At 65.0% G+C, this 14,148-nt stretch carries 10 protein-coding genes and 1 pseudogene; 9 read left to right on the top strand and 2 right to left on the bottom strand.

Annotated elements, in window-relative coordinates:
- Window positions 1–259 precede the first annotated feature (259 nt).
- The 6 genes and pseudogenes from CV770_RS38380 (at window position 260) to CV770_RS38355 (ending at window position 6,470) form a co-directional block, all read left to right on the top strand.
- Window positions 260–1,058: pseudogene (locus CV770_RS38380) on the top strand (sugar phosphate isomerase/epimerase family protein).
- Between the two features lie 23 nt (window positions 1,059–1,081).
- Complete coding sequence (locus tag CV770_RS38375) at window positions 1,082–2,719, top strand: ABC transporter substrate-binding protein (protein ID WP_104466022.1); 1,638 nt, start codon at window positions 1,082–1,084, stop codon at window positions 2,717–2,719.
- A 1-nt stretch (window position 2,720) separates the two neighbouring features.
- Window positions 2,721–3,704 carry an ABC transporter ATP-binding protein gene (locus CV770_RS38370; RefSeq protein ID WP_104466021.1) on the top strand — a complete coding sequence of 328 codons (984 nt, stop codon included), beginning with the start codon at window positions 2,721–2,723 and terminating at the stop codon, window positions 3,702–3,704.
- Complete coding sequence (locus CV770_RS38365) at window positions 3,701–4,687, top strand: ABC transporter ATP-binding protein (protein ID WP_104466020.1); 987 nt, start codon at window positions 3,701–3,703, stop codon at window positions 4,685–4,687. Before CV770_RS38370 ends, CV770_RS38365 begins: the two co-directional genes overlap by 4 nt.
- Complete coding sequence (locus tag CV770_RS38360; protein WP_201760221.1) at window positions 4,687–5,616, top strand: ABC transporter permease; 930 nt, start codon at window positions 4,687–4,689, stop codon at window positions 5,614–5,616. The genes CV770_RS38365 and CV770_RS38360 overlap by 1 nt, the downstream gene beginning before the upstream one ends.
- The gene (locus CV770_RS38355; RefSeq protein WP_104466018.1) at window positions 5,613–6,470 is read left to right on the top strand and encodes an ABC transporter permease; all 858 of its coding nucleotides are present in this window, start codon (window positions 5,613–5,615) and stop codon (window positions 6,468–6,470) included. The genes CV770_RS38360 and CV770_RS38355 overlap by 4 nt, the downstream gene beginning before the upstream one ends.
- Window positions 6,471–6,544: 74 nt before the next feature.
- On the opposite strand, the gene CV770_RS38350 is transcribed toward CV770_RS38355, so the two are convergent.
- The gene (locus tag CV770_RS38350; RefSeq protein ID WP_201760222.1) at window positions 6,545–7,921 is read right to left on the bottom strand and encodes a SagB/ThcOx family dehydrogenase; all 1,377 of its coding nucleotides are present in this window, start codon (window positions 7,919–7,921) and stop codon (window positions 6,545–6,547) included.
- Window positions 7,922–8,015: 94 nt separating this feature from the next.
- Window positions 8,016–10,262 (bottom strand): TOMM precursor leader peptide-binding protein, encoded by a 2,247-nt coding sequence (locus CV770_RS38345; RefSeq protein ID WP_104466016.1) that lies wholly within the window; start codon window positions 10,260–10,262, stop codon window positions 8,016–8,018.
- A gap of 454 nt (window positions 10,263–10,716) precedes the next feature.
- Here CV770_RS38345 and CV770_RS42305 point away from each other — a divergent pair, with 454 nt between their 5' ends.
- From CV770_RS42305 to ilvD, 3 genes are all read left to right on the top strand, one after another.
- Window positions 10,717–10,992, top strand: coding sequence for a hypothetical protein (locus CV770_RS42305; protein ID WP_161500082.1), 276 nt, complete (start codon window positions 10,717–10,719; stop codon window positions 10,990–10,992).
- A gap of 87 nt (window positions 10,993–11,079) precedes the next feature.
- Window positions 11,080–11,949 (top strand): VOC family protein, encoded by an 870-nt coding sequence (locus tag CV770_RS38335; RefSeq protein WP_104466015.1) that lies wholly within the window; start codon window positions 11,080–11,082, stop codon window positions 11,947–11,949.
- A 199-nt stretch (window positions 11,950–12,148) separates the two neighbouring features.
- Window positions 12,149–13,999 carry a dihydroxy-acid dehydratase gene (ilvD, locus tag CV770_RS38330; protein ID WP_104466014.1) on the top strand — a complete coding sequence of 617 codons (1,851 nt, stop codon included), beginning with the start codon at window positions 12,149–12,151 and terminating at the stop codon, window positions 13,997–13,999.
- Window positions 14,000–14,148: the final 149 nt, after the last annotated feature.

Genomic DNA, 14,148 nt, shown 5'->3' with positions numbered 1-14,148 from the left:
CCGTGGAAGTGGCCGCCGATCGATGCACGCGATGTACGTGACATCGCGATAGGATTCCATTCCGGATCACTACGGACACAGATACCGCTTGCCATGTGCCCGTTCTGCATCGGTGGTCTGATCGCTGTTGCCTGATCTACCGCACGCGAGGGGCAGGATGTCCACACCTCCTCGGCGCCGCTGAACCGCGATTTCACGGGCCTGTCATTGAACTGGTCTAGCGCTGCTCCCGTCATCGCTGACGGCCAAGGAGCAAGCCATGTCGAAGCCGGTGCTGGGCGCCGCATTGTCCATCAAATCGATCCCCGCCCATCGGGACTGGCTTCTCGATCGGCAGCGCGATCTCGAGATCCAGGATTTCTTCCGCGCCGATCTTCTCGACAGCGATTGGCGCAGCACGGCCGGCGAGATCAAGCAGATGCTGTCGGGCCATACCGGCCGGCTCGGCATTCACGGGCCGTTCTGGGGCTTCAAGATCGACAGCCACGATCCCATGATCCGCCAGGCCGTGACCAAGCGCCTGCTTCAGGGCCTCGATGCCGCCGAGTTCCTCGGCGCGACGCAGATGGTGATCCATTCGCCGTTCACGACCTGGGATCACAACAATCTCGATCTGTATCCTGATAATCGCGGCAATCTCGTCGAGCGCGTCAAGGCGACGCTCGCCGAGGTGATCGCACGCGCCGAAACCATCGGCTGCGAGATCGTCATCGAGAACATCGAGGACAAGGATCCGCGCGACCGCGTCCGTCTCGCCAGGGCGCTGGAAAGCGCCAAGGTCCGCGTCTCGCTCGACACCGGGCACGCCAACTACGCCCACATCTCCACCGGTGCGCCGCCGGTCGACTATTACGTCGAGACCGCTGGCGACATGCTGACCCATGTGCATCTGCAGGACACCGACGGCTTTGCCGACCGGCACTGGGCGCCGGGCGAAGGCAACATTCCGCGCCCTGGGACGGCTGAATTCCAACCCGCGGCTGATCCTCGAACTCCGCAACCACGACGACGTCCGCGCCGGCGCAGCCCATCTCGCCGCGCTCGGTCTCGCCGAATAACCGCATCATCTGGGGCTACCGCCATGAGCAAATTCACCCGTCGCACCATCCTGAAAACCGGCGGCGCCGCCGCAGGCACATTGCTGCTGCCGCGTTTTGCCATCGCGCAGGGCGACAACCGTCCGTCGGTGACGATCGCCGTGCAGAAGGTGACGAATGCGAACGTGCTCGACGTGCTGCGCGAGCAGTCCAATGTCGGCGAGCGCGTGTTCTTCTCCTCGATCTGGGAAGGCCTGATCTCCAAGAACTGGCGCGGCAACCTCGAGGCCGTGCCCGGCCTTGCCACCGAATGGCGCCGCATCGACGACCAGACCGTCGAGGTGAAGCTGCGCCAGGGCGTCAAATTCCACAACGGCGACGAGCTGACCGCAGAGGACGTCGTATTCACCTTCAGCCGCGAGCGCATGTTCGGCGAGACCGAGGCCAAGAGCCGCTCGACGATCCCGGCCTTCGAGAAGATCCCGACGCCGCGTCCGGGCAAGGAATTGCCGCCGGACGTGCCGGCCGTTGCCCGCCGCATCTGGCCGGACCTCGTGCGCGTCGATGCGGTCGATAAATACACCGTGCGCTTCTACAACGCGACGCCCGACGTCACGATCGAAGGCCGGTTGTCGCGCTACGGCTCCGACATCATGAACCGCCGCGCCTGGGACGAATCCGCGAGCTATCTCGACTGGGCGCGCAAGCCGGTCACGACCGGCCCCTACAGGGTCGTCGAGCTCAAGCCCGACGTGTCGCTGACGCTCGAGGCGCATGACGAATATTGGGGCGGCCGCCCGCCGCTCAAGCGCATCCGCTTCCTCGAAGTGCCTGAAGTGGCAAGCCGCATCAACGGGCTCTTGTCGGGCGAATACCAGTTCGCCTGCGATATCCCGCCGGACCAGATCGCCGGCATCGAGAAGAACGCCGCGTTCGAAGTGCAGGGCGGCACCATCCTCAACCACCGCCTGACCGTGTTCGACAAGAACCACGCCCAGCTCGCCAATCCCTTGGTGCGGCGCGCCTTCACCCACGCGATCGACCGCCAGGCCATCGTCGACAGCCTGTGGGCCGGCCGCACCCGCGTGCCGAAGGGCCTGCAATGGGAATTCTACGGCGACATGTTCAACGCCGACTGGAGCGTGCCGGCCTACGATCCGAAGCTCGCGCAGGATCTGCTCAAGCAGGCCAATTACAAGGGCGATCCGATTCCCTATCGCCTGCTCAACAATTACTACACCAACCAGGTCGCGACCGCGCAGGTGCTGGTGGAAATGTGGAAGTCGGTCGGCCTCAACGTCCAGATCGAGACCAAGGAAAACTGGTCGCAGATCATGGAGCGTGCGCCGAGCCGCGCCGTGCGCGACTGGTCGAACTCGGCCGCCTTCAACGATCCGGTCTCCTCGCTGGTCGCCCAGCACGGCCCGAACGGTCAGCAGCAGCAGATCGGCGAGTGGACCAATGTCGAGCTGAACAAGCTCTCGGAGTTCCTGGAGACCTCGATCGACCGTGCCGCCCGCAAGAAGGCGTTCCGCCGCATGCTGGAGATCGCCGAGCGCGAAGACCCCGCCTACACGGTGCTGCACCAGAACGCGACCTTCACGGCCAAGCCGAAGTCGATCAAGTGGAAGGCATCGCCGGCGTTCGCGATGGATTTCCGCGCCGGCAATTTCGAGGCGTGAGGTGTCGCCGCTGGTCAGCATTGCAGGCCTGAGCGTCGCCTTCAGCGGCGTGCCGGTCCTGCGCGGTGTCGATCTCGCTCTTGGCAAGGGCGAGGCTCTCGGCCTCGTCGGCGAGTCCGGATCGGGCAAGTCGGTGACGTGGCTTGCCGCGCTCGGGCTGTTGCCGCGGCATGCCAAGGTCTCGGGCTCGGTGCGGCTCGACGGACGCGAGATCCTCGGCGCGCCGGCCGCCGAGCTCGACCAGGTCAGGGGCGGGCGCGTCGCGATGATCTTCCAGGATCCGGCGAGCGCGCTCAACCCGGTCTTGACCATCCGCAAGCAGCTCTGCGAAGCGCTGGCGCTGCATCGCGATCTCCAAGGCAATGCCGTGAAAGCGGAAGCGCGCCGGCTGCTCGATCTCGTCGGCATTCCCGACGCAGGCCGGCGGTTAGAGGCCTATCCGCACGAATTCTCCGGCGGCCAGGTCCAGCGCATCATGATCGCGATGGCGCTCGCCGGAAATCCGGACCTCCTCATCGCGGACGAGCCGACCACGGCGCTCGATGCCACCATTCAGGCCCAGATCCTGGAGCTGCTCTCGACGGTTCGCCGCGAGATGGGCATGGCGATGGTGCTGATCAGCCACGATCTCGGCGTCGTCGCCGAAAATTGCGACCGCGTCGCGGTGATGTATGCCGGCCGCATCGTCGAGCAGGCCCTCAGCAACCAGCTGTTCGCCGATCCCGTGCACCCCTATGCCCAGGGCCTGATCGGCGCGCTACCGCCGCTCGACGGACCACGCCGCCGTCTCACCGCCATTGCCGGCACCGTGCCCGATCCCGCGATGATGCCTGATGGCTGCGCCTTCGCGCCGCGTTGTACCCTGGCGTCCGAGCCGTGTAGCCGTGCCGAGCCGACCTTGGCGCCGATCGCGGACGGCCGCGCTGTGGCCTGCATCCGCGCTGAAGCTTCGCGCCGCGCGCTGCTCGGGATCGCCGCTGAATGAGCCCGCCGCTCGTCGACGTGTCCGAAATCTCCCGCAGTTATTCGATGCGCTCCGGCATGTTCGGCCGCAGCACGGCGGTCCGTGCCGTCGACGGCGTGTCGCTGACCATTCCCAAAGGCGAGACGCTCGGCCTCGTCGGCGAGTCCGGCTCGGGCAAGTCGACCACTGGGCGTATCGTGCTCGGCCTGGAGCCGCCCGATAGCGGCGAGGTGAGGTTCGACGGCAAGCCGATGGCGGCGCCGGGCACGGCCGCATGGCGTGCGCAACGCGCGCGCATGCAGATGATCTTCCAGGACCCGCTGGGCGCACTGGACCGGCGCTTGCCGGTCGCTGCGCAAATCCGCGAGCCCCTCGACATTCACGGCCTCGGCACGCCCGACGCGCGCGAGGAGCGTGTCCGCGAATTGCTGCGCGCCGTCGAGCTCACCCCGGCGCATGGCGCGCGTTACCCGGGCGCGCTGTCCGGCGGCCAGCGTCAGCGCATCGTGCTGGCGCGGGCGCTGGCCACAAAGCCCGATTTCCTGGTCTGCGACGAGCCGGTCAGCGCGCTCGACGTCTCGATCCAGGCGCAGGTGGTGAACCTGCTTTGCGATCTCCAGGCCCAGCTCTCGCTCACCTTGCTGTTCATCAGCCACGATCTGCGCGTCGTCAGGCAGATCAGCAATGTCGTCGCCGTGATGTATCTCGGCCGCATCGTCGAGATCGGCAGCGCGGACGATCTGTTCGCGCGTCCCGAGCATCCCTACACCCAGGCGCTGGTCTCCGCTTCGCCTGCGCCGGGCCGCCGCAGCGCAGGCCGTATCGTGCTGGCAGGCGATCCTCCGAACCCGGCCGCGCGACCCCAAGGCTGCGCCTTCCATCCGCGCTGCCCGCACGCGGTCGCGCGCTGTGCGCGCGAGGTGCCGGCGCTCGCGGCCGTCGGCGGCAACAGGCAGGTCGCCTGCCATCTCATCACGGGCGCCGAGACACGGGACGCGGCGTGATGGGACGCTATTTCGCCATTCGCATTGGACGCGCGGCGTTGACAATCGTGCTCGTCGTCACCTTCGCCTTCGTCGTGCTACGCCTGTCAGGCGATCCCGCGCTGATGACTTTGGGACCGGAGGCGCCGCCCGAGGTGCTCGCGGCGTTCCGCAAGGCGTGGGGCCTCGATGATCCCATCTGGTTTCAGTATCTCGACTATTTCGGCGCCATCGCCAAGGGCGAGCTCGGCCGCTCCATGCGCGACGGACGGCCCGCGATCGAGCTCGTGCTGGAGCGGATTCCGGCGACGCTGGCGCTGACCTTGCCGGCCTTCGCCTTCAAGGTCGCGCTCGGCGTTCCCGCCGGCATCTACGCCGCGCTGCATCGGGGCTCCGCAATCGACCGCGCCGTCATGATGACGGCGGTTGCCGGCTTCACCGTGCCGAGTTTTGTCCTTGCGCTGCTGCTGGTACTGGTTTTCGCCGTGCAGCTCGGCTGGCTGCCCTCGGGCGGGCAGGACAGTTGGCGCCACGCGATCCTGCCCATCGCAACGCTGAGCCTCGGCGGTGCCGCCGTGCTGGCGCGCTTCACCCGCAGCGCGATGCTGGAGGTGCTGGGCCAGCCTTATATCCGCACCGCCTCGGCCAAGGGCGTGCCGTGGCGCAGGGTGGTGACGTCGCACGCCCTGCCGAACGCGGCGATCCCGACCGTCACCATTCTCGGCTTCATGGTGGGCACGCTGATCGCGGGCGCGGTCGTGGTCGAGAGCGTGTTTGCCTGGCCGGGAGTAGGGCGGCTTCTCGTCGTCGCCGTCGCCAACCGCGACCTCGCCGTCGTGCAATGCATCCTGCTGCTGGTCGCGATGACCATGGTCACGTCCAACCTCATTGTCGACTTCCTCTACGGCTTCCTCGATCCGCGCCTGCGCGCCAAAGGAGCCCACGCATGACCGACACGACGCTGAAGGACACGGCCGTCCGCCGCATCAGCCTGCCGGCGATCCCGGTCTCGGTCGCGCTCGCGGTGACCTGGATCGTCGCGGTGCTCGTGATCGCCGCCTTCGCCGAGAAGATCGCGCCCTACGGCTACACTCAGCTCGATTTGCGCAACCGCTTGGCCGCGCCCGGCAATGCCGCGCATTGGCTCGGCACCGACGAACTCGGCCGCGACGTGCTGTCGCGGCTGCTCGTCTCCATCCGCATCTCGCTGCTGATCGCCTTCGGCGCCACCGCGATCTCGGCCGTGGTCGGCACCACGCTCGGCTTCCTCGCCGCGCATTTCCGCGGCGCGGTGGAGCAGCTCGTGCTGATGCTGACCGACTTCCAGGCCAGCATGCCCTTCCTGATCATGGCGCTCGCGGTGCTCGCCTTCTTCGGCAATTCGCTGCCGCTGCTGATTGGCCTGATGGGACTATTCGGCTGGGAGCGCTATGCCCGCATCGCCCGCGGCCTTGCCATCTCGGCCAATGCGCAAGGCTACGCCGCCGCGGTCCGCCAGTTAGGCGCGACGCCGCCCCGGATTTACCTCCGGCACATCCTGCCCAACATCGCCTCGACCCTGATCGTCTCGACCACGCTTGTTTTCCCCGAGGTGATCCTGATGGAGTCGGGCCTGTCCTTCCTCGGCCTCGGCGTGCAGCCGCCGATGACCAGCCTCGGCAACATGGTCGGCTACGGCCGCGAGTACCTGACCCGGGCGCCCTGGATCATGCTGGCCCCGGCCACCGCCATCGTGGTCACCACGCTGGCCGTCTCCGTGATCGGCGACTGGCTGCGCGACCGGTTGGATCCGACGTTGCAATAGCGCGACCGGCTTCAGCCGTGCGCCGACTTGCCGTCGCTTCGCGAGCGTTTGTCTAGTCTTGGTCTGGCCTTGGTCTAACCTTGGACCTCCGGCTTCTTGCCGCGCCCGAGCGCGAATTGACCGACGGGGCCTTCTATGTGCAATTCCTGCTGCGTCATTTTCGCGAACAGATCGATGTCGGTCGTCCCGATGGCGCAGCCCCCAAGGCCCATATCGGTCGCCGCCAGATAGAACGTCTGAATCAGGCTGCCGACATTCTTCAAGATCAACGAATATGCGATTGAGCTGTATTTCCAGGAGACCCGCCCAAAGCGCGCTGCGATTGTGATCAGGATTTGCGGCTGACGAGGCGCGTCCATGGCGAACTGAGCCGCCACCGAGAGAGCCTGGAGTTGTTGGGCAGAGGCGCTCATCGCAACCAGCGCGTGGCTCCCTGCATCGTAGTGGTAGAGTCCGCGCGCGAGCCCTTCGCAGTTGGAGACCGCCAGGTACAATTCCAGCTCGTACGCGCTGCCCGCCGAAGGATAGGGTCTCGTGCTGTAGGTGACTTCGGGGCCGCCATCAAAATACGGTTCGCTCTTCCATTCGGACAGAACGCGCGCGGTGGTGTCGAGAAACTGCGCGAGTTCGCGGAGCGTGACCGGATGCTTGTCGTCGAAATCCCGTGTTGAATGGCGTTCCCGCAACAGCTTCGGGAGGAGAGAGTTCGGCCCCGGGGAGGGGAATTTACGCAGGTCGATCTTGCTGCCGGGCCAGCGCGGACGCACCGCGGGCGGCGGCGGAACGACGCTCGCATAGGTGAAAGCGGCACCGACCGGATTGGCTTGCCGGCCCTCCGTGCTCCGCGTGTGAAATACCAGATCATGGAAATCCCAGAGAACGAGATTGCCGTCGCCTTCATCCACTCGCAAGCCGTCGCCGCCTTTCGTATCGAGCTTGAGCAGAACCTGGCTTTCGACCAGCAGTTCGAGCAGAAGAAGGTCGAAGGAGCGTGCCTTCGCCTTGAACTCGCCGATCTTCCGAGGCTGCGACAGCGCGGCAAGGGTAGCGGCGATGGCGGGATCGCCAATCCGGAACAGCGCGCCGGCGCGTGGCGATTCCAGCACCATCTCGTTGCCGCGCCGGCGCAGATAGGCAAAGCGCGACAACACAACGGTATCACGCTTGCCCAGCTTCGCGCGTCGCGGCCAGTAGTCGGGGACTTGAGGCTCGATGACCACGAGGTCCCGCTCGTCACGCGTGGAGGAGAGGCGGTATTCCAGAAGCCCCTGCCGGGCCAGGCGATGCACCAGTGCGTCGATTTCCCTGGCGAGGATGCTCTTGCCCGCAAACGAAGCGAGCGGAAGACCGGTGCTCAGGTGTCGCGCACGGTCCGTCGCAGCCTCGCTGAATTGTCCGAGGTTGACGGAATAGTCGCCCAGAGAGGCGGCAATGTTTCCGTCCGGCTGCATCCGGAGGGAGAAGCGATGGCTCAATCGGGCAGCAATGTCTGGCGCGATCTTCCTGTTCGGCTTTTTCGGGGGAGCGCGCACGAAGAGCAGGCCTTCAGGTGTGTGGAATGAATGACGTCAGATCACTTTCCGGTCGCGGCCGGTCCAACAATCCGAGCTTCACCGGCACATCGTAAAGGCGGCCCGGGGCGAAGCGGCGATAAAAATGACGCAAGCCGGGAACGAGCACTCTGACGACCGGAACCTCGACGTCGGGACGTGTCTGGTCGAGGACGAGGAAATCGTAACCCGCACGGGCGGCAATCTCGACGCAGGCGATGGCCTGGTCACGCGTGTTGTCGTGAAGCTTGAGGCTCGGCGCTGGAGGGACGATCGGACGATCGCTTGGTATCAGGAACGGGTAATATTCCAGGCGCAGCGGTGTAACACCGTCGAGGGTCGGCTTTTCGCCGCTCGCACCGCCCATCATGCTGACGGACATGAATTGGGTCAGCTCAGTGAGGGAGCGAAGCAGGGCGATGCGGCGGTCGAAATGCGCGCCGGAACCGAACTCGATATGCTCGTGTCCATTCTGCATCCAGTGCATGATTGCCACGTAAGTCGGAATGCCGAGGTCGGTGGTGACATCGAGCACCCACAGCTTGCGCCCGGCTTCCGCAAATTGAGTCTGGAGATCCCGGACATAGAAATCGTCGAACTGCTCGAGGTCGACCTCGGCGCGCTGCACCCGGTTGTACCACCAGATCGCGTAGGCATCGCGTTCGATCAGTTCGAGGAAGCCCTGGACAATCGCTTCGTCGCGGGTGTTGCCGGCCGCGCAGCCGTTGGAATCCGTATGAAAGCCGCCATAAAAGAAGTACAGGAGGCCCGTCGGCAGATATTTGAAGCGTTTGTCGCGCAACGATGAGACGGGCGACCACTCGGTCCTCGTCGAAGGATCAAACGGCTCGGGAACCGGATGGGGATCGTCCGGTTGCTGGAGAAATCTGTTCTTGAACTGCGTGTCACTGAAGAGCTGCACATCGTTGGGAAGAAGCGCGTCGCCAGGCTCGAAATCGGCAAATCGACGCGTCGTCCTGATCTCATCGCCCTGGAAGATTCCCGAATAGCGTTCGATCGATTCCATCAGCGCGCTGGCTTCGCCTTGCTCGGCGGTCGAGCCCTTGCCAAAACTGCCGCCGCTCAATCCGGACCTGAGTTGGTCGATGCTCTGGGCCGGCGCGGAGAAATTATGCTGGGCGAAGTAGTTGGTGTTCATTGGCAGATCGACGTCGATTCGTTCGAGCCTGGTCACCACCCCTGTCAGCGGGCTCACATGCTTGCGGAAGCGCGACACCGTCGACCGCGACGTCACCGTGCGGTATCCACCGCTGGTCATGACGAGCCTCTTGCCCTCGTCAATTTCGACCAGGGCCGGTGATCGGCGCGGGTTGTTCAGCTTCCTGCTGCCGCAGGTCGGACATTGTGGACGTCGCGTCACGTAGTGCTTGATGATCGCGGCGCCGGTCAGGTCGAAACTTGCGATGTGAACGCACAAATCGGTGCGAAAATCCGATGCAATCGCCTTCGCGATTTCGACGGCCGCAAAATGGATTCCAGTCTGGCCGACGTTTTCTCTGACGAGCGGCGATATGGCAACCGCACGCGCCGGTCCCCGGTCAAGAAACCCCTTGATCTCCCGGTTGCGGATCATGCGATCGAACAGGCAGGTCCAGCAAGCGGTCTCGCCCGGTTTGAACACGGGCCCGACCAGCGGAAACGGGCCGGACGGCTGCACCAGCAACCAGGGCGTCTTGCCGGCCACGCGTTCCTGGTTCAGCTCGGCAAGTCGCCGGTCGAGATAGTCGTTCGCCAGCGTGATCGTGAGCTTCGGCGCTCGCTTGGCGATTTGAACACCGAGCTTGCTCAACGCCGCGGTCAGCTCCTTGGCGCCTTTGACGTCGATCGCCTCAATCCGGACGGGGCAATTGCGAAGATTTTGTTCCGCGATCTCAAGGGGCATGCCGAGGCTCGCCAGGAAGCCGCCGACGGTGTCGTCGAATGCTTTCGGGCTCTGCGCAACGACATATCGGCGATCAAGGAGCCGCTTGATCGCTTCGTCGATCTTGTTGGCCGGAAGGTGCTTCGAAAGCTGGCTAATGATTTCGGACCAAGCCTTGCCATGTTTTCCGATCGCGGTGGCCAAGGCACAATAGAGCTCGCCATGCAGGAAGAACTTGCGGTCCTCGGAATAAAGGCAAACCGCATCGGGAGGCAGTACATAGGCGGTGAAGTTCGGTGCAAATCGGAGAATGTCTTTGCGGGTCTGCCGCGGAGCGCGCGTCTTGCGAGTTGCAGTCATTGAGTCAGCACGATGATCCTGTTGCCGATGCGAGCGTCGTAGCGAAATCAAGCAATTGGCCGGCCCCTCTCTCGAGACCGGCCAATGACGTATCAACCCGTGAATTTGACATTCGGAAGGCGCCGAGGCCTAGCACACGCGGCAGCGGCCCCACGATGCGCAGCAACTCGCGCATGATACGGCGCATCCCACCACACCAACGCCACAGCCGACACCGCAGCCAACGGCACAACCCGCACAACGGCAACCGACGCCACATCGGCAACTACGGCAACCGCGACAGCCTCTGCAGCCGCGGCAACCGCCGCATCCGCGCCATGCCAGCTGCACGCGGCTGCCGGCGTTTTCCTTGTCGAAGAGATGGAAGGTGGCCAAGCTGACGTCAGCCATTTCCTCTTCATCGAGGGTGATTGCCTGACCGGTTCCAAAGTGGGGCAATTGCTGTAGGTCGGATGTGGGCACGGCGGACGCCGATGCGCCTCCCCCCAGCGAGAACGTCAACCCTGCGGCTCCGAACGCCGGCACGGCGACTTTGGTTACTCGCTTCTTCCCTTTAGAAGTCTTCTTCGCCTGCCGCATGGTCGAACCTCCGAGCATTGCAAGAAGCGTCCCAGCCGCGCTAAGCCTACTCTCAGGAAATAGCGCGAGCAACAATTTCGCGCACAAAAGCGCGGCGTCGCACGTGCAGGGTGTATTCATCTTCATGAACGGCATCGGCACGGCGGGTTGACACAACGCATCAACGATCCACGCTGTTGGTGCGCGTGCAACTTGGTGCAGTGCCGCAAGCGCACCGAAGCTCGAACAGGAGATCGGCGTGGTCGATCGATCAGGGCGTTTCGCTTGGTATGAACTCCTGACCACGGATGTCGCGGCGGCTGGCGCATTTTACCGCAAGGCCGTCGGCTGGGGCATGAAGGATGAATCGACCCCGAAACTGCCTTACACGGTGCTTCGTAGCGGCGGCGCTCCGCTGGGCGGACTTATGGATATCCCGGAGGAGGGGCGAAGATTGGGGGCGACGCCGCGGTGGATGGGATACGTCGCCGTCGACGACCTGGACGCGACCGCCGCGCAGATCAGGCGCCTTGGAGGCGCGATCCTTGTGCCGCCGACGGACACCAATATTGGCCGCATAGCAGTCGTTGCCGATCCGCAGGAGGCGACGTTCGGGCTGATCAAAGATCCGACATATGGCCGACGAAAGCCGGGCCGGCTGGACGAGCCGGGGCGTGTCGGCTGGCATGAGTTACTGGCTGCCGACCGGACCGTGATCTTCGATTTCTACAAAGAACTATTCGGTTGGCAGAAGGCCGAGGATCAAGGCGAACCAGCGGCCTGGTATCAATTGTTTTCGGCGGGTGGGCAGGCGATCGGCGGCATGCTCACGAAACTTCCGATCGTAACGCAGCCGAGCTGGCTGCATTACTTCAATGTCGACGACATCGGTGCTGCCATGAAGCATGTGAGCGCTGGCGGAGGCCGGATCCTCCAGGGTCCGATCGAATTGCCTGACGGCTGCTGGATCGCACGATGTGTCGATCCCCAGGGGGCCTTGTTTGCATTGCAGGGCGCCCGAGGTCAGACAAGCATTGAACCAGCCTCGACCTCGGAAATCGGCTGGTCCACCAAATGGGGTGGCATTGCCTCCCAAGGGAGAATTATGCTGCCCAAGCCGAAGCGCTAAGCTGCTGCGCCTGTCCGGCGCTGACGCGAGCTGCAATAACCCGCGCCGGGAGCAGGGGAGGCCTGCGTGGGGTCGATCTGGGCCGTTTCAGGGCAAGTTCCCGTTGCGCCCGCCCAGCCCGTGCGGTATCCGGCCAGAAAGGCCTGAGGCGGCTCCTGTTTTTCCCGCCCGGCCGGTCAAACCGAGGACGGAAACCGCCATGCCAGCCTATCGCTCCCGCACCACCACCCACGGCCGCAACATGGCGGGTGCCCGCGGCCTCTGGCGCGCGACCGGCATGAAGGACGCCGATTTCGGCAAGCCGATCATCGCGGTCGTCAATTCCTTCACCCAATTCGTGCCCGGTCACGTCCATCTCAAGGACCTCGGCCAGCTCGTCGCCCGCGAGATCGAGCAGGCCGGCGGCGTCGCCAAGGAGTTCAACACCATCGCGGTCGACGACGGCATCGCGATGGGCCATGACGGCATGCTCTACAGCCTGCCGTCGCGCGAGCTGATCGCCGACAGCGTCGAGTACATGGCCAACGCGCACTGCGCCGACGGCCTCGTCTGCATCTCCAATTGCGACAAGATCACCCCCGGCATGCTGATGGCCGCGCTGCGGCTCAACATCCCCGCCGTGTTTGTTTCCGGCGGGCCGATGGAGGCCGGCAAGGTCAAGCTGCAGGGCAAGACCAAGGCCGTCGACCTCATCGACGCCATGGTCGCTGCAGCCGATTCCAAGGTCAGCGACGACGACGTCAAGGTGATCGAGCGCTCGGCGTGCCCGACCTGCGGCTCCTGCTCGGGCATGTTCACCGCCAACTCCATGAACTGCCTGACCGAGGCGCTGGGCCTGGCGCTGCCCGGCAACGGCACGGTGGTGGCAACCCATGCCGACCGCAAGCGCCTGTTCGTCGAGGCCGGCCACACCATCGTCGATCTCGTCCGCCGCTATTACGAGCAGGACGATGCTTCGGTGCTGCCGCGCAACGTCGCCAACTTCAAGGCGTTCGAGAACGCGATGACGCTCGACATCGCCATGGGCGGCTCGACCAACACCGTGCTGCATCTGCTCGCCGCCGCCCATGAAGGGCAGGTGGAATTCACCATGAAGGACATCGACCGGCTTTCTCGGCGCGTGCCCGTGCTGTGCAAGGTCGCGCCGTCGGTCGCCGACGTGCATGTCGAGGACGTGCATCGTGCCGGCGGCATCATGGGCATTCTGGGCGAGCTCGACCGCGCCGGCCTGATCGACACCTCGGTCTCGACGGTGCACGCGCCGACCATGAACGACGCGCTGGAGCGCTGGGACATCAAGCGCTCCAAGAGCGAAGCGGTCCGCACCTTCTTCCGCGCTTCGCCCGGCGGTATCCCGACCCAGGTCGCCTTCAGCCAGGAGCGCCGCTACGACGAGCTCGATGCCGACCGCGAGAAGGGCGTGGTGCGCGACCTCGAGCACGCCTTCAGCAAGGATGGCGGCCTCGCCGTGCTCTACGGCAACCTTGCGCAGGACGGCTGCATCGTGAAGACCGCGGGTGTCGACGCCTCGATCCTGAAATTCTCAGGCCCCGCGCGCGTGTTCGAAAGCCAGGATGCGGCCGTTGAAGGCATCCTGGGCGGCAAGGTCGTCGCCGGCGAGATCGTGGTCATCATCTACGAAGGCCCGCGCGGCGGCCCCGGCATGCAGGAGATGCTGTATCCGACCAGCTATCTGAAATCGATGGGTCTCGGCAAAGCCTGCGCGCTCGTCACCGACGGCCGCTTCTCCGGCGGCTCCTCCGGCCTGTCGATCGGCCATCTCTCGCCGGAAGCCGCCGAGGGCGGCAACATCGGCCTGGTGCGCACCGGCGATCGCATCGCGATCGACATCCCGAACCGCAGCATCAGCCTAGAGGTCTCCGACGACGAGCTCGCCAAGCGCCGCGTCGCGGAAGAGGCGAAGGGCGATGCCGCCTGGCAGCCGGCTGCGCGCAAGCGCAACGTCTCGACCGCGCTGCAGGCCTACGCTGCGCTCACCACCAGCGCCGCGCGCGGCGCCGTGCGCGAGGTGAAGCGGCGTCCGAAATAACGCCTCGACCTAATCGAATCCTCCGGAGCGCTCGCGGTCCCCCCGCGAGCGCGCAGATGCGCTGTTGCAGGACAGAGATGTGAAGCCGGGACGGGGGACGCAAAGAAACGGCCCCCGCCTCCTGGGGTGTGGGCTATTGGGGGGTGGAG

The sequence above is a fragment of the Bradyrhizobium sp. AC87j1 genome (assembly GCF_002936975.1).
Taxonomy (GTDB): Bacteria; Pseudomonadota; Alphaproteobacteria; order Rhizobiales; family Xanthobacteraceae; genus Bradyrhizobium; species Bradyrhizobium shewense.
This window is presented reverse-complemented; position numbering and strand designations above follow the sequence as displayed.